The organism is Caulobacter sp. GW821-FHT10A06 (assembly GCF_059415805.1).
Genome location: NZ_JBWKNY010000006.1, coordinates 218908 through 233944, shown reverse-complemented (window position 1 = coordinate 233944; position 15037 = coordinate 218908). Strand labels below are relative to the sequence as shown.

At 67.9% G+C, this 15037-nt stretch carries 14 protein-coding genes and 1 tRNA gene; 7 read left to right on the top strand and 8 right to left on the bottom strand.

Annotated elements, in window-relative coordinates:
- Window positions 1-18: 18 nt before the first annotated feature.
- A complete protein-coding gene (locus tag AC07NF_RS19180; RefSeq protein ID WP_494629929.1) occupies window positions 19-654 on the bottom strand; it encodes a porin family protein in 636 nt (211 codons plus the stop codon).
- 249 nt (window positions 655-903) lie between these two features.
- Between AC07NF_RS19180 and AC07NF_RS19175 the strand changes: the two genes are divergently transcribed.
- Complete coding sequence (locus tag AC07NF_RS19175) at window positions 904-1599, top strand: response regulator (RefSeq protein WP_494629926.1); 696 nt, start codon at window positions 904-906, stop codon at window positions 1597-1599.
- Window positions 1596-2783 (top strand): ATP-binding protein, encoded by a 1188-nt coding sequence (locus AC07NF_RS19170; RefSeq protein WP_494629924.1) that lies wholly within the window; start codon window positions 1596-1598, stop codon window positions 2781-2783. Before AC07NF_RS19175 ends, AC07NF_RS19170 begins: the two co-directional genes overlap by 4 nt.
- On the opposite strand, the gene AC07NF_RS19165 is transcribed toward AC07NF_RS19170, so the two are convergent.
- The 5 genes from AC07NF_RS19165 to cobA are packed head-to-tail and all read right to left on the bottom strand — an operon-like array spanning window position 2780 to window position 6871.
- The gene (locus AC07NF_RS19165) at window positions 2780-3514 is read right to left on the bottom strand and encodes a phosphoadenylyl-sulfate reductase (protein WP_494629921.1); all 735 of its coding nucleotides are present in this window, start codon (window positions 3512-3514) and stop codon (window positions 2780-2782) included. The two genes, AC07NF_RS19170 and AC07NF_RS19165, sit on opposite strands and share 4 nt — an antisense overlap.
- The gene (locus AC07NF_RS19160; protein WP_494629919.1) at window positions 3514-4020 is read right to left on the bottom strand and encodes a DUF934 domain-containing protein; all 507 of its coding nucleotides are present in this window, start codon (window positions 4018-4020) and stop codon (window positions 3514-3516) included. Before AC07NF_RS19160 ends, AC07NF_RS19165 begins: the two co-directional genes overlap by 1 nt.
- A complete protein-coding gene (locus AC07NF_RS19155; RefSeq protein WP_492816780.1) occupies window positions 4004-5662 on the bottom strand; it encodes a nitrite/sulfite reductase in 1659 nt (552 codons plus the stop codon). The genes AC07NF_RS19160 and AC07NF_RS19155 overlap by 17 nt, the downstream gene beginning before the upstream one ends.
- 4 nt (window positions 5663-5666) lie before the next feature.
- Complete coding sequence (locus tag AC07NF_RS19150) at window positions 5667-6032, bottom strand: DUF2849 domain-containing protein (RefSeq protein ID WP_494629915.1); 366 nt, start codon at window positions 6030-6032, stop codon at window positions 5667-5669.
- Window positions 6029-6871: a uroporphyrinogen-III C-methyltransferase gene (gene cobA / locus AC07NF_RS19145; protein WP_494629913.1), complete on the bottom strand. Its 843-nt coding sequence runs from the start codon at window positions 6869-6871 to the stop codon at window positions 6029-6031. The genes AC07NF_RS19150 and cobA overlap by 4 nt, the downstream gene beginning before the upstream one ends.
- Before the next feature lie 189 nt (window positions 6872-7060).
- Between cobA and gcvA the strand changes: the two genes are divergently transcribed.
- Window positions 7061-8017 carry a transcriptional regulator GcvA gene (gene gcvA / locus AC07NF_RS19140; protein ID WP_454714894.1) on the top strand — a complete coding sequence of 319 codons (957 nt, stop codon included), beginning with the start codon at window positions 7061-7063 and terminating at the stop codon, window positions 8015-8017.
- Between the two features lie 48 nt (window positions 8018-8065).
- Window positions 8066-8395 (top strand): chorismate mutase, encoded by a 330-nt coding sequence (locus tag AC07NF_RS19135; RefSeq protein ID WP_494629908.1) that lies wholly within the window; start codon window positions 8066-8068, stop codon window positions 8393-8395.
- A gap of 118 nt (window positions 8396-8513) precedes the next feature.
- Here AC07NF_RS19135 and AC07NF_RS19130 read toward each other — a convergent pair whose 3' ends face one another.
- Window positions 8514-9341, bottom strand: a complete 828-nt coding sequence (locus AC07NF_RS19130) for a TIGR00266 family protein (RefSeq protein ID WP_494629903.1) — start codon at window positions 9339-9341, stop codon at window positions 8514-8516.
- Window positions 9342-9732: 391 nt separating this feature from the next.
- Here AC07NF_RS19130 and AC07NF_RS19125 point away from each other — a divergent pair, with 391 nt between their 5' ends.
- Window positions 9733-12903 (top strand): TonB-dependent receptor, encoded by a 3171-nt coding sequence (locus AC07NF_RS19125; protein WP_494629901.1) that lies wholly within the window; start codon window positions 9733-9735, stop codon window positions 12901-12903.
- Between the two features lie 67 nt (window positions 12904-12970).
- Here the strand turns inward: AC07NF_RS19125 and AC07NF_RS19120 are convergent, their stop codons facing one another.
- Window positions 12971-13309 carry an Hpt domain-containing protein gene (locus AC07NF_RS19120; RefSeq protein ID WP_494629898.1) on the bottom strand — a complete coding sequence of 113 codons (339 nt, stop codon included), beginning with the start codon at window positions 13307-13309 and terminating at the stop codon, window positions 12971-12973.
- An 84-nt stretch (window positions 13310-13393) separates the two neighbouring features.
- Here AC07NF_RS19120 and AC07NF_RS19115 point away from each other — a divergent pair.
- Together AC07NF_RS19115 and AC07NF_RS19110 are read left to right on the top strand one after the other, a co-directional pair.
- Window positions 13394-13469: transfer RNA gene (locus AC07NF_RS19115), tRNA-Lys, on the top strand.
- A gap of 274 nt (window positions 13470-13743) precedes the next feature.
- Window positions 13744-15033, top strand: coding sequence for an efflux RND transporter periplasmic adaptor subunit (locus AC07NF_RS19110; protein WP_494629896.1), 1290 nt, complete (start codon window positions 13744-13746; stop codon window positions 15031-15033).
- Window positions 15034-15037: the final 4 nt, after the last annotated feature.

Here is a 15037-nt window from a genome sequence, read left to right as displayed (position 1 = left end):
GATGACGCCACGCGCCCTCTAGAACCGGATCACGGCCCCGAGGCTCAGGCGCGTCTCGCTGCCGTCCAGCTTGACCTTGTCGCCGGTCGAAAAGTTGGCGGTCTTGTCGTCGTACTTCACCCGCAGAAGCTCGCCGCGCATGGCCAGGTTGGCGGTCAGCTGCTGCTCGTAGCCGATGCCGTAGACCAGGCCCTTCTCGGTGAGCTTCTTCTTGGCCCCCAGGATCGAGGCCTCGACCTTGCGGCGCTCCAGCCCGACCTTGGCGTACAGCAGGGCGTCATCGGCCACGACGAAGCCGGCGCGAGCGGCCACGCCGTAGCGCAGACCCGGATCGATGGTGACCTTGTTACCCGCCAGGCTGCGCGAAGCCTTGCCGCCGCCCGCGCCCAGGCTGGCCTCGCCGCCCAGATAGAGGCCCTCGCCGACCACGGCGCCGTAGCCCAGGAAGCCGCCATATTCGAAGCCGGTCTTGTTGGCCTTGCCCGAGGCGGGCGTCCCGGTCTTGGGCGTGAAGTCCAGTCGGGTCTTGGGCTTGCCGTAGCCGACCTCGGCGCCGCCGTAGAAGCCGGTCAGGGTGTTCACGGGCTGCTCCTGGGCCAGGGCCGGTGCGGCGACGCCCAGCAGGGCCGCGGCGATGATCGTGGTTTTCAGCATGGGAGAGACTCCACCTTCGTTGATGTCGCCGGTCGGGAGGCCGGCTTGAGGTGGAGCCTTGGTGGCGGCGGGCCATGGAGGGTCCGCGCGCGAAGTGTGGAGACCGTGTGGGCGCGACCTTAAGAGTAATTCATTTGCCAGAACGGCGGTCCGCGGGCCTTGGCTAGGCTGGCCGGATGTTCGCGAGGCCTCCACGGAACCTCGACAGTCGCGCGCCAGGATCGCCCGCTCACGCTGCAGGACGGAAGAATGGAAAACGCGCTGATCTGCGTGGTCGAGGACGACCCCGACATCGCTCGCATCCTGCAGACCTATCTGGAGCGCGAACGCCTGCGGGTGATCTGCGCCGCCGACGGCGAGACCGCCTTGCAACAGCATCGCAGCCTGAACCCGGACCTGCTGCTGCTGGACGTCAACGTGCCCAAGAAGGACGGCTATGCCGTGCTGGCCGAGGTGCGGCGGCGGGGCGACACGCCGGTGATCTTCGCCACCGCCATGGCCGAGGACATCGACCGCCTGACCGGCCTGCGGATGGGCGCCGACGACTATGTGGTCAAGCCGTTCAACCCCGCCGAGGTGGTGGCCCGTGTGAAAGCGGTGCTGCGCCGAACCGCCGGCGGCGGCCGGGCCGAGCTGCTGCGCCACGGCCCGATCGAGGCGGATCTGTCGGCTCACCTCGCCCGCGTGGTCGATCCCGGCGCCGGCGCGACGGCGCTGAACCTGACGCTCAGCGAATTCCGCATCCTGGTGCAGTTCCTGAACGCCCCGATGCGCGTGCTGACCCGCAGCGAGATCCTCGACGCCTGCCTGCCCGACAGCGACGCCCTGGAGCGCACGGTCGACAGCCACGTCAGCAACCTGCGCCGCAAGCTGGAGGCGGCCGGCGCGGTCGGTTTTGTCGCCGTCGTGCGGGGTGTCGGCTACCGCTTGGCGGCCGGCGCGTGAAGGCCGCCCCGACCCTGGCCGGCCGCCTGGGCACGGCCATCGCCTGGATGCTGGCCTGCGCGGTCGTGTTCATCGCCACCGCCTCGGCCGGCCTCGACAAGTTGATCGAGCTGGAGATCAAGAGCCGCCAGACGCCGCGCCTGCTGCACGCCATCGAGGTGCTCGACAAGAACCAGGTCCCGTCGAACGCGGACATGCTACTGCTGATCCAGACCATGGCGGTCGAGCAGCCGCGCGCCATGATCCTCAGCTATGCTGGCGTCGCCCTGCTCTCGTTGGCGGTCATCGCCGTCTATGTCTGGATCGCCCGACGCATCGCCAACCGCTTCGCCGCGCCGGTTCTGGCGGTGGCCGAGGGGGCCAAGAAGATCGGCGCCGGCGACTTCAGTCACCGCATCGCGCCGCCGCCCAAGCTGACCCGCGAGCTGCAAGGCCTGGTCGACGGCTTCAACGCCCAGGCCGAGGCGCTGGAGGGTTCGGAGCGGCGCATGCGCTTCCAGACCGCCGCCGTCGCCCACGAGCTGCGCACGCCGCTGACCGTGCTGAACGGCTACATCCAGGGCGCGCTGGACGGCGTCTTCCCGCGCGACGACGCCCACATGCGGATCCTGCTGACCCAGGTCAGCGACCTGTCGCGGATCATCGACGACCTGCGCACCGTCAGCCTGGCCTCGACCGGCGCCCTGGGCCTGGAGGTCGCCGACTGCGACCTGGCCGAGGAGACGCGGTCGGTGCTGCACGCCCTGGCTCCGCAGTTCGTGGCGGCGGAAATGGCGGTGGATACGGCGCTAGCCCCTGCCCTGGTCCGGGCTGATCCCGCCCGTATCCGCCAGATGCTGCGCGCGGTGCTGGAGAACGCCCGCCGCTACGCCGCCGAGGGCGGCTGCCTGAGCGTCAGCACCTTCGTCCAAGACGCCGAGTGCGTGCTGCGGATCGACGATCGTGGTCCCGGCTTCCCGGCGGACCATCGCGCGTTCGAGGGCTTCTGGCGCGCGGACCTGTCGCGCACGCGGGCCACCGGCGGCTCGGGCCTGGGGCTGTCCGTAGTCAAGGCGCTGGCCGACGCGCACGGCGGCGAGGTGACGATCACCAATCGCCGCAATGGCGGAGCACGGGTCGAATTGCGGTTCCTGGCGCGCGAAGAGGCCGTGCGGCTGGCGTTGCCGCGCCTGGCGACAGCCTAGATATCGCCGCCCACGTTCGAGACCACGCCGGGGGCGCGGGCGACGTGGATGCCGCACTCGGTCTTTTCCTGGCCCTGCCAGCGACCCGAGCGACCGTCTTCCGACGGCTTGGTGCAGGGCCAGCAGCCGATCGAGGCATAGCCCTGCTCCACCAGCGGGTGGGACGGCAGGTTGTGCTCGGCGACATAGGCGTCCAGCTCGGCCTTCGACCAGTTGGCCAGCGGGTTGAACTTCAGCTTGCCCTCGGCCTCCTCGACCACGGGCAGGCTCAGGCGGTCGCCGCCGTGAAAGCGCTTGCGGCCGGTGATCCAGGCGTCGAAGCCGCCCAGCGCGCGGTCCAGCGGCAACACCTTGCGAATGTGGCAGCAGCCGTCGACGCTGGTGCGCCACAGGTCCGAATTCGGGTCCTGGGTCGCCAGGTCCGTAAAGGCCGGACGCAGGTCGCGCACGTCGGTCAGGCCAAAGCGCGTAGCCAGGTTCTTGCGGTAGTCCAGCGTCTGGCCAAACAGCATGCCGGTGTCGAGGAACAGCACCGGAATGGCCGGCGACACTTGCGAGACCAGGTGCAGCAGCACGGCCGACTCCGCCCCGAAGGACGAGACCAGGGTCAGGCGGTCGCCGAAGTGGTCATAGGCCGCCCGCAGGACGGTCAGCGGATGGGCGTCGCGCAGCTCGGCGCCCAGCCGGGCCGCGAGGCCTGCCGCGGTCCCGCCGATCTGGTCGTACGCCATCAGCCCGCCCTCTCCTCGAAGGCCACCTGTCGATCATCGGCGGCGCGTTGATAGACGTGGCGGAAGCGGCTGGCGGCCTTGGTCCAGGCCTCGGGCGTGGCCCCGTCGTTCGGTTCGAAGGCGTCGAAGCCACAGCGGACCATGAAGCCGGCCTGCTCCTGCAGCACGTCGCCAACGGCGCGGATCTGGCCCTCGTACTTGAAGCGCTCGCGCAGCAGGCGGGCCGAGGTGTAGGCGCGGCCGTCGCGGTACTTCGGGAAGGCCAGGGCCACCACCGCGATGCGCGGCAGGTCATAGGCCAGCACCTCGACCTCCTGGTCGGACTCGACGCGCACGCCAACGCGGCGGCTGTTGGACGACAACAGGGCGTCGCCCTCGGCCTCGAAGCGGGCCAAGGATAGGATCACGTCGCCCGTTTCCGGGATGACGTCCTCGTCGGTGACGTTGACGAAGGCGTTCTCGGCCCATTGGGCCTGACCGTTAGCCAGCTCAATCAGCTTGGGCATAGACAGCCTCCTTGAAGGGCTCGAGGCCGACGCGGCGATAGGTGTCGAGGAAGCGCTCGCCGTCGGTGCGGACGGTGAGATAGGCGCCGACCAGCTGGTCGACGGCCGTCGCTACTTTGTCCGCAGGGAGAGCCGGGCCCAGGATCTTGCCGATCGAGGCGTCTTCCGCGCCCGAACCGCCCAGCGACAGCTGGTAGAATTCCTCGCCCTTCTTATCGACGCCCAGCACGCCGATATGGGCCACGTGGTGGTGGCCGCAAGCGTTGATGCAGCCGCTGATCTTGATCTTCAGCTCGCCCACGTTCTCCGCGCGATCGGGATCGGCGAACTGGCGGGCGATGTCCTGGGCGATCGGGATGGCGCGCGCATTCGCAAGAGCGCAGTAGTCCAGGCCCGGGCAGGCGATGATGTCGCTGATCAGGTCGATGTTCGCCGTCGCCAGGCCCTTGGCCTGCAAGGCCGCGAACACGGTCGGCAGGTCGTCCAGCTTGATGTGCGGCAGGACGAGGTTCTGGGCGTGGGTCACCCGCACGTCGTTGAAGCCGTAACGCTCGGCGAGGTCCGCGACGACGTTCAGCTGCTCGGTCGTGGCGTCGCCCGGCGTCTGCTCCTGGGCCTTCAGCGAGATCTCGACGATCGCATAGCCCGGCTGCTTGTGGGCGCGGACGTTGTTGCGGACGAAGCGAGCGAAGGCGCTGTCCTTGGCCTTGGCCAATTCGAAAGCTTCCGACGTGGCCGGCAGGGTTTCGAACGGGGTCTGGGCGAACGAGGCGCGGATGCGATCCAGCTCGGCGGCGGGCAGGTCGGCGCGGTCGGCGTCGATCTTCTCCCACTCTTCCTGGACCTGGCGGGCGAACTCCTCGGCGCCCAGGGCGGCGACCAGGATCTTGATGCGGGCCTTGTAGATATTGTCGCGGCGGCCGTGGCGGTTGTAGACGCGCAGGATCGCTTCCAGGTAGCTCAGCAGCCGGTCGGTCGGCAGGAACTCCTTGATGGTCGGGCCGACATAGGGCGTGCGCCCCTGCCCGCCGCCGACGATCACCTCGAAGCCCAGCGCGCCGTCGCGGCCCTGGCGCATCAAGAGGCCGATGTCGTGCACCTTGGCCGCCGTGCGGTCCTTGGCCGAGGCGGTGATGGCGATCTTGAACTTGCGCGGCAGGAACGAGAATTCCGGGTGCAGCGTCGACCACTGGCGGATCACCTCCGACCAGACGCGCGGATCATCGACCTCTTCCGACGTCGCGCCGGCATAGGGGTCCGAGGTGGTGTTGCGGATGCAGTTGCCGCTGGTCTGGATGGCGTGCAGGTCCACCTCGGCCAGCTTGTCCAGGATGTCGGGCGCATCCTTCAGCTTGATCCAGTTGAACTGGATGTTCTGGCGCGTGGTGAAGTGGCCATAGCCCTTGTCGTAGTCGCGGGCGATCTCGGCCAGGCGGCGCACCTGGGCCGGGTTCAGCGAGCCGTACGGCACCGCGACCCGCAGCATGTAGGCGTGCAACTGCAGATAAAGGCCGTTCATCAGACGCAGCGGCTTGAACTGGTCCTCGGTCAGCTCGCCGGCCAGACGGCGGGCGACCTGGCCGCGGAACTCGTTCGAGCGGTCCTGCAGGAACTCTTTGTCGATGATGTCGTACTGGTACATCGCTCTACTTCCTGCGGATCAGGTCGACACGGCCGGTCGAGCGCGCCGCGCCCGAGGCGTGACGCAGGGCTTCGACGACGTCGCCGCCTTCAGCCTGCTTGCCATGCTTGAGTTCGTTGGTGGGGCCCAGCGCGCGGATACGTTCGCGGTAGCTGACCGGCGCCCAATGACCTTCCGACGGGGTCAGGTCGATCGGATAGACGTCGACGACCACGGTCGGCTGGCTCTTGCCCGTGGCGACTGCAGCTTCGAGTTCGGCTTCGCCGGCCTCGTCGAACAGCTGCGCGTCTCCGAAGCGCTCGACCCACTGGCCGGCCTTCCAGAACACGACGTCACCGTCGAGCAGGCGGTTGGCGGTGATAGCTTTCATGAACGCGAGCTCCGCTCGAACAGGGCGGTTTGGGAAATCGGATCGATCACCGACACGGTGTCGGCCATGGCCATCGACTCGCCGACCATCAACAGCGCCGGGCCCTTAACGCCCTGCGCCGCTTCGGCCAAGCCCGACAGGGTGGTGAGGATGCGGCGCTCGTCGGCGCGGCTGGCGTTCTCGACGATCAGGGCCGGGGTCGAACCCGCGCGCCCGGCGGATGTCAGGCGCTCGGCGATCAGGCCGGCGGTCGAGACGCCCATATAGACGACGACGGTCTGGTTCGGACGGGCCAGCGAGGCCCAGTCCAGGTCCGGCTCGCCATGCGCGGCGTGGCCAGTGACGAAGGTCACGGCCTGGGCCGCACCGCGATGGGTCAGGGGCGCGCCGGCGCCGGCGCTGGCGGCCAGGGCGGCGGTGACGCCGGGCACCACGTGGCACTCGACGCCGGCTTCGCGGCAGGCCAGCAGCTCCTCGCCGCCACGGCCGAACAGGAACGGGTCGCCGCCCTTCAGGCGCACCACGTTCAAGCCGTCCAGGGCCAGGGCCACGATCAGCTGGTTGATGTCGTCCTGCGGCAGGGTGTGGCGCGACTTGCGCTTGGCCACGTTGATGCGGCGCGCGCGGCTGGGCGCCAGGTCCAGAATCTCGTCGGAGACCAGACCGTCATGCACCACCACATCGGCGGCGCGCAGGGCGTTGAAGGCGCGGAAGGTCAGGAGGTCCGGATCGCCGGGACCAGCGCCCACGAGCCACACCGCGCCGAGCGCACGATTGGCCCGCGTCCCGCCAACGACGACGAGACCGGGCTTGCTGCGACGGGCCGGCTGGCGGGCCATGGGCTTTAAGAACCTCTATCAAGGCGCTTGGAATAAAACGGTAGAACGCAACGCGGGGTCGCCCTTAACAGACGACCCCGCAAGCGCCCACTGACGAAAAGGGCCAATCCGTCAGCGAACGCTTGCAAAGTCGTCGCGAAGGGCTCAATTCGCAAACAAGGACTTCTGCCGGGGCGTTCAGTAAAACTCATGGAAAGACCCAACGAGCGCCGTCGCCTGCCGCCGCTGAACGCGCTGCGCGCCTTCGAGGCCGCCGCTCGCCATCTGAACTTCAGCCGCGCCGCCGACGAGCTGTCGGTGACGCCCGGCGCCGTCAGCCAGCAGATCCAGAATCTGGAGGACTATGTCGGCGCAGCGCTGTTCAAGCGCACGCCCAAGGGCCTGTTGCTGACCGACGCCGCCCAGACCGCCCTGCCCGCCCTGCGCGAGGCCTTCGACCGCCTGGCCGAGGCCGCCAGCCTGCTGACCGCCGCCGTCGACGGCCGTCGCCTGACCCTGACCGCCGCCCCCTCGTTCGCCGCCAAGTGGCTGGTGCCGCGCCTGGGCAAGTTCGAGCAGGCCCACCCGCAGGTCGACGTCTGGCTGTCAGCCGGCATGGAGGTCGTGGACTTCGCCACCGGCGAGGTCGACATGGCCATCCGCTACGGCTCGGGTCGTTATCCCGGCCTGGAAGTCATCCGACTGATGCACGAGACCGTCGTGCCGGTCGCCAGCCCCGAGCTGCTGGAAGCCAACGCCCTGGAACGTCCCGAGGACCTGGCCCATCACATCCTGCTGCACGACGGCTCGCCCGACGCCGACGACAGCTGCCCCGACTGGGCGATGTGGCTGGCGGCGCGCGGCATCAAGGGCGTCGACGGCGCGCGCGGTCCGCGCTTCAACCAGTCCAGCCTGGTCATCGAAGCCGCCGCCAACGGCCGCGGCATCGCCCTGGCCAAGCGCACCCTGGCCCAGGCCGACCTTGATTCCGGCCGCCTGGTGATCCCGTTCGAGGCCTCCACGGCGGTCGACTTCGCCTATTACGTCGTCCACCCCAAGGCCAAGGGCCGCCTGCCGCAGGTGAAGGCCTTCGTGACCTGGCTGCGCAGCGAGGCCGAGGCGCACGAGGCCGCCCTGCTGACCATGGACAACGGTTCGGGGATTTAAGCCCTTACGGTACTGGTTTCCGGCGTCGGAACCGGCTTAAAGGAGCCCATGAAAATCACGACTCTCACAGTCGACGAGCACCTCGCTCCCGCCGACTGCCAGACCATGGCCGATGTGCGCCAGGGCGTGGACGCCCTGGACCGGGCCCTGGTCCAGCTCCTGACCGAGCGTCAGGGCTTCATGGACGCCGCCGCCCGCATCAAGGCCGACCGCTCCAAGGTGTTCGACCGCGCGCGGATCGAGGACGTGGTCGAGAAGGTGAAAGCCGCCGCCCGCGACTCCGGCCTGTCGGAAGCCATCGCCGAGCCCGTCTGGCGCACGCTGATCGACCGCTGCATCGCCTACGAATACGACAGCTGGGACAAGACCAAGGGCTAGCCCAACTTGTCATCCCGGCCGTAGCGAAGCGGAGAGCCGGGACCGCGACAAGCTCAGAGCTTCCGGCGGTCCCGGATCGGCGCGCTACGCGCTTGTCCGGGATGACAGCTTTTGCGGCCTAGTTCCCGTCGATCATCCGACCCAGGCCGCCCAGGATCGAGCCCTCGCCCTGGTTGCCGCCCTGGCCTTGCGCGGCCTGCATCATGCGGCCCGCCAGGCGCGCGAACGGCAGCGACTGGATCCAGACCTTCCCCGGACCGCGCAGGCGAGCGAAGAACAGGCCTTCGCCGCCGAACAGCACGCTTTTGACGCCGCCAGCCATGACCAGGTCGAAGTCGACGCCCGGCGTATAGGCGGCCAGGCAGCCCGTATCGACGTGCAGCTCCTCGCCCGCGGCCAGTTCGCGCTCGACCAGCGTGCCGCCCATCTGGACGAACACCCAGCCGTCGCCTTCCAGGCGCTGCATGATGAAGCCCTCGCCGCCGAACAGGCCGGTCATCATCCGCTTCTGGAAGTGGATGCCGATCGACACGCCGCGCGCGGCGGCCAGGAAGCTGTCCTTCTGGCAGATCAGCGTCCCGCCTAGCTGACCCAGGTTCAGCGGCAGGATGGTGCCCGGCGTCGGCGAGGCGAAGGCCACGCGCGCCTTGCCCTGACCCGTGTGGGTGAAGACGGTGGTGAACAGGCTCTCGCCGGTCACCAGGCGCTTGCCCGCGCCCAAGAGCTTGCCCATGAAACCGCCGCCCTGGTCGGCCGAGCCGTCGCCGAAGACGGTGGTCATCTGGACGCTGGCGTCCTTCCACACGAAGGCGCCGGCCTCGGCCACGGCGCTCTCGCCGGGATCCAGCTCGATCTCGACGAACTGCAGGTCCTCGCCCTTGATCTCGAAGTCGATGTCGTCGGCGACGCTGGCGCTGCGGGTGTGGCTCCAGGGACTGGTCGGCATGGGGGAGAGCTCCTCGTGTCTAGAACACCGTTCTTAGCGAGCCCGCGTCCGCACCGCCAATTACGCTTCCTTTAAATGCGCCTTCCCCTAGGGCGGTCATGCCAGCCGGCCAATCTGGTCATACCATTGGTCCGACAAATGGCGCCGCTCCGTCCTGCACCCGAAATGCGTACGGACGACCAAACTTTCCCTCGAAATTAGGCGCATCAACTCACTTGACCACTGGGCGCGCTTCCAATGCGAGCGCGGCCTATCCGCACCCATGGGTTTGGCCTGACCAAGTGGTCGCCCCATTCTCGCAAGTGGCATTACCAATTCTTGACAACGTCACGAACTGGTCGGATAAGTCCTCTCAAGGGCGCCATCTCAGTGCGCCGGGGGAGGCACTCTCATGATCCATGCACGCAATTCCTTTGCTCTTCGCGCGGCCCTGCTGGCCTCGTGCGCGGCCCTGGCCGTCGGCTCGGCCGCCCAGGCGCGCCAAGCCGCGCCGGCTTCGAATGCGCAACAGCCGGAAACGGAAACCGTCGACGCTGTTGTGGTAACCGGTTTCCGCCAAGCCTACGCCAACGCCATCGCGACCAAGCGCGAGACCCTGGAAATCTCGGACGGCATCTCGTCGGACGGCCTGGGCCGCTTCCCAGACCTGAACGTCGGTGAAGCCATCCAGCGCATCCCGGGCGTCCAGATCAATCGCGAAGCCGGCAGCCGTAACGCCACGATCAGCCTGCGCGGCCTGCCGGGCAGCTTTGCCCGCACCACGCTGAACGGCGGCGCGTTCGCCGACCCGATCCTGAACGGCTCGACCCCGCTGGGCGCCTTCAACTCCGACATTTTCACGGCGATCAACGTCATCAAGTCGCCGTCCGCCTCGAACCTGGCCGGCGGCCTGTCGGGCAATGTCGACCTGCGCATCAACCCGGCCCTGGCCCGCAAGGACGGCGGCTTCGCCAAGCTGTCCTACGAGTACAATGACCTGGGCAACCTGGGCAGCCCGCTGGCCTCGCTGGGCTACAACAAGCACCTGACCGACGACTTCGCCGTGTTCGGCGTCGTGGCCTGGAAGGACGAGAAGTTCCGCCGCGACTCGATCACCGTGAACTCGTGGGGCAACCGCATCGGCGGCATCCAGCTGGGCAACCAGGCCGCGGTCGTGAACGCCCAGGGCGCTTACGTCCCGGGCGCCAACCCGGCCTATGACGCCATGCAGGCCGCCCTGCCCGACAGCTACAAGGCGCAGTTCGCGCCCGGCCTGGCCCCCGTCTACTATCCCAGCCAGACCCGCCAGCTGGTGAAGTTCAACCGCGGTTCGACCCTGTCGGCCGCGACCGGCTTCGAATGGCGCATCAATGAAGAGTGGAAGTTCGGCGCCAACGGCTTCATCACCAAGCGCAAGCTGGATGAGGCCACCAACAACCTGCTCTATATCGACGCGGGTCCGGGCAACAACACCTTCACCGGCCTGACCGCCACCTCGGCCGTCGCCAAGATCAGCAACCTGGGCGCGCCCTACATCGTCCAGACGCCGAACGGTCCGCGCGCCTACATCAACAGCTTCAAGGCCGAGAACATCAACACGTTCGACTCGGTCCGCTCCGAGCCGGCCGAGAACCAGACCTGGGCCATCAACCCCACCGTCGAATTCAAGAACGACGAGTGGAAGGCCAACGCCAACCTGACCGTCTCGCGCGCCAAGGCCTACGCCAACCAGATCGAGTTCGACGTCGTCCAGAACCCCTACCGCAACCTGGGCACGGCAGGCCTGAACGGCATCGTGGCCACGGTGTTCACGGGCGGGGCGAACCTGGGCGACTACACGGCGACCCTGATCACGCCGCACGCCACCCACCTGCCGACCGGCGGCTTCCTGATCCCGGCGACCAACACCGCCCCGACCCAGGCCGGCGCCCAGATGCCGGGCCAGAGCGCCACGACCGCCGCCGACCGCTTCGGCGTCACCGGCACCAACGGCCAGGCCGACAACGTGCTGGACTCGTTCCAGGTCGACTTCGAGCGCTCGTTGGACGGCTTCGTGAACGCGTTCCAGTTCGGCGGTCGCGCCGAGCACAACAAGTTCACCTCGATCGGCTCGCGCAACACCGCCCTGGGCGCCCAGACCCAGAACATCACGCCGGACATGGCTTACCAGCTGTCGTACGCCAACGACTTCTTCGGCGGTAAGGCCGGCGGCGCCACGTCCAACTGGATGAACGTCGACGTCAACCGGATCCTGAAGGCGATCACGCCGGTCAACACCAACCTGCGCACGACGCTGAACCCGAACGGCCTGCCCGACCAGTTCCTGCTGGGCTCGCCCGGCGTGTTCCTGACCCCGTACGGCGTGGTGAACAACTACACGGACGGCAACTACTGGAACAACAACTTCAGCAATCAGAACGACGTGTTCTCGGCCTACATGGCGGCGAAGTTCAAGGGCGAGCTGTTCAACATCCCGGTCCGCGGCACCGTCGGCACGCGCTACGAATATACCGAGCAGAAGATCGTCGCGCTGAACTGTAAGAACTGCACCACGGCGCTGTCGAACCAGGCCGGCGCGATCAACCACTCGCTGTCGACCACCACCACCAAGAACACCTTCGACTACTGGCTGCCGTCGGCGATCATCATGGCCGACCTGCGCGACGACCTGGTGTTCCGCGCTGCCGCCTACCGCACCTATGTGCGTCCGCAACCGCGCGACAACGTGCCGACCACCTTCGTGCAGGTGCCGGTCGACGTGAACCCGCCGGTCGACCCGGTCTATACGGTCACCCTGGGCGCCACGGACATCAAGCCGTACACCTCGGACTCCTACGACATGTCGCTGGAGTGGTATAACCGTCCGGGCGGCCTGATCTCGCTGGCGGCCTACCGCAAGGAAGTGAAGGGCTATATCGGCCCGATCACCGACCAGTCGATCCTGTGCCCGGCCAACGGCAAGATCCCCGGCATCGACGTCGACCTGGGCACCCTGCGCATCGACAACTCGGCCGGCACCCCGCGCTGCGTCAGCTCGAACAAGTTCGTCGGCGCGGCCGGCGCGACGGCTCCGCTGGTCGAGGCCCGCGTCAATGTCACCGGCAAGACCAACCAGTCGCCGATGACCGTCACCGGCCTCGAGTTCAACATCCAACAGAACCTGGATTTCCTGCCGGGCTTCTGGAAGAACTTCGGCGGCGCGTTCAACTACTCGTATACGAAGATCGACGGCAAGGACACGGCGGGCAACAAGATCACCCTGCCCAGCGTCTCCAAGAACAACATCAACGTCATCGGTTACTACGAAGCCAAGTGGGGCGGCCTGCGCCTGGTCTACAACTGGCGTGACAAGTACGACCTGGCCGCCGGCAACTCGTTCGTCGGCGACGCCCGCACCGTCAAGGCCCGCAGCCAGCTGGACGCCTCGGCCTCGTTCAACGTCACCGAAGACCTGACGGTCTCGGTCGACGCGTTCAACCTGACCGACGCCCAGCGCGCCGAGTACGAGAACGACCCGAACCTGCCGCGCTTCATCGACTACGACGGCCGCACCTACCAGGTGACCATCCGCGCGAAGTTCTAGGACCCGCGCACTACAATCTCACTCCTCCTGCGGGGGCCGAAGTTCGCTTCGGCCCCTTTCTTTATGCTCAGCCTCTCAGCGAGCGCAGGGCCTGTTCGTGGACATAGGCGGCGATATCAAGCAGCGCGACGTCCAGGGCCGTCTTGACCGCTTCCAGGCTCTCCTCGCCCGCCTCGCAGCGTTCACAGACCTCGCCCAGCTGGACCGCCCCTACCCCGCGCGCCGCGCCCTTCACCGTGTGGACTGCATCCCTCCAGCCCGGGTGGGTGGAATCCAGCATCGGGGTCCACAGCGCGGCCTGTTCGCGGAACAGCGCCAACACCTCTTCGACCACCCCGGAATCCCCCGCCGCGAACCCTTCCAGGTAAGCGAAATCCACAGCTCCGCTAATATCTCGTCTGGCCATGAAAAAAGCGCTTGCGCTCCCAAAATCATTGCGTATGTTCCGCGCCTCGCCGCCGGGGCTCGCAAGTGCTTCGGACCGTCGAATGGGTGTATAGCTCAGTTGGTAGAGCAGCTGACTCTTAATCAGCGGGTCGTAGGTTCGAATCCTACTACACCCACCATTCTCTCGAAAATTCAGTAGTTTACCGGGGGCCGCGCAAGCGGCCGAGAGCCCCGGCGCGTCCGCGCGAACGCTCCGTATTCCGCGAGAAAAGACGGCTTTCCGACATCCAAGCGGAGCCATATCGCGGCGAGATCATTTCAGCTCTGAAAACCGGCGCACACGTTCGGCCTCTAGGGGTTCTAGACCGTCAGCTTTCTTGACGGTCTCCCCGAGGCGGCTCGTTGCGCCGCCTGCTCATGCCGCGCTGGTCGCGGCCGGCTCGAAGGCTGACGATGACTGACCTCCACGCCCCGCGTACGCCTCCGCGCCGTCGGACGCTGATCCTCGGCGGACTGATCGCCGTGCTCGCCCTGGTCGGCGTCGTCTGGCTGGCCTGGACCCTGCTGCACAGCGACAAGGGCGAAGGCGGCGGCCAAGGGGGTGGCGGCTTTGGCGGTGGCGGCGGTCGGCGCGGTCCGGCCAGCACCGTGGCGGTGGCCACGGCCAGCACTACGGACTTGCCGATCATCATCGAGGCCCTGGGCACGGTGAAACCCGCCGCGACGGTCACCGTGCGCCCGCAGGTGGGCGGCACGATCACCCAGGTAATGTTCCGTGAAGGCCAGACCGTCTCGCGCGGCCAGGCTCTGGTCCAGATCGATCCCCGCCCCTACCAGATGTCGCTGCTGCAGGCGCAGGGCAACCAGACCCGCGACGAGGCCCAGCTGGCCGCCGCGCGCCTGACCCTGACCCGCTACCAGACCCTGCTCGCCCAGGACTCGATCGCCCGTCAGGAGGTCGACAACCAAGCCGCCACGGTCAAGCAGCTGGAAGGCACCGTGATGGCCGACCGCGCCGCCGTCGGCACCGCGCGCCTGAACCTGGGTTTTGCCCGCATCACCGCGCCGGTCAGCGGCCGCGTGGGCCTGCGCGTCGTGGATGTCGGCAACTATATCGGCGCCGGCGACGCGACCGGCGTGGCGGTGATCACCACCGTCTCGCCGATCGATGTCGAGTTCACCGTCCCGCAGGACGACGTGCCGCGCATCGCCGCCCGCCAGGGCCGCGCCAATGTGCCGGTCACGGCGCTGGATCGCACCCGCAGCCAGACCCTGGACCGCGGGACCTTCTCGACCCTGGACAACCTGGTCGACACCGGCACGGGCACCGTGAAGGCCAAGGCCCGCTTCGCCAACAGCGGCGGGACGCTGTTCCCCAGCCAGTTCGTCAATGTCCGCATGGAGCTGGACACCATCAAGGGCGCGATCGTCGTACCGGTCACGGCCGTGCGCCAGAGCAGCGACGGCTCGTTCGTGTGGCTGCTGAACAGCGACCGCACCGTCAAGAAGACCCCGGTGAAGACCGGCCAGGCCACCGGCGTCCAGGTGCAGATCACCGAAGGCCTCAAGGCCGGCGACAAGGTCATCACCGAAGGCGGCGACCGCCTGCGCGACGGCGGCAAGGTCCAGCTGCCCGGCGCCCGTCCGCAAGGCCAGGGCAAGGGCGAAGGCCAGCGCGGCGAGCGTCGCAAACGTGAAGGCGGTCAAGGTGGCGGCGAAGGTCGTCGTCAGCGTCCGGAATAGTCCC

Coding starts and splice junctions, on each gene's coding strand:
- AC07NF_RS19180 (WP_494629929.1), bottom strand. CDS start 654: ATGCTGAAAACCACGATCATCGCCGCGGCCCTGCTGGGCGTCGCCGCA.
- AC07NF_RS19175 (WP_494629926.1), top strand. CDS start 904: ATGGAAAACGCGCTGATCTGCGTGGTCGAGGACGACCCCGACATCGCT.
- AC07NF_RS19165 (WP_494629921.1), bottom strand. CDS start 3,514: ATGGCGTACGACCAGATCGGCGGGACCGCGGCAGGCCTCGCGGCCCGG.
- AC07NF_RS19160 (WP_494629919.1), bottom strand. CDS start 4,020: ATGCCCAAGCTGATTGAGCTGGCTAACGGTCAGGCCCAATGGGCCGAG.
- AC07NF_RS19155 (WP_492816780.1), bottom strand. CDS start 5,662: ATGTACCAGTACGACATCATCGACAAAGAGTTCCTGCAGGACCGCTCG.
- AC07NF_RS19150 (WP_494629915.1), bottom strand. CDS start 6,032: ATGAAAGCTATCACCGCCAACCGCCTGCTCGACGGTGACGTCGTGTTC.
- cobA (WP_494629913.1), bottom strand. CDS start 6,871: ATGGCCCGCCAGCCGGCCCGTCGCAGCAAGCCCGGTCTCGTCGTCGTT.
- gcvA (WP_454714894.1), top strand. CDS start 7,061: ATGGAAAGACCCAACGAGCGCCGTCGCCTGCCGCCGCTGAACGCGCTG.
- AC07NF_RS19135 (WP_494629908.1), top strand. CDS start 8,066: ATGAAAATCACGACTCTCACAGTCGACGAGCACCTCGCTCCCGCCGAC.
- AC07NF_RS19130 (WP_494629903.1), bottom strand. CDS start 9,341: ATGCCGACCAGTCCCTGGAGCCACACCCGCAGCGCCAGCGTCGCCGAC.
- AC07NF_RS19125 (WP_494629901.1), top strand. CDS start 9,733: ATGATCCATGCACGCAATTCCTTTGCTCTTCGCGCGGCCCTGCTGGCC.
- AC07NF_RS19120 (WP_494629898.1), bottom strand. CDS start 13,309: ATGGCCAGACGAGATATTAGCGGAGCTGTGGATTTCGCTTACCTGGAA.
- AC07NF_RS19110 (WP_494629896.1), top strand. CDS start 13,744: ATGACTGACCTCCACGCCCCGCGTACGCCTCCGCGCCGTCGGACGCTG.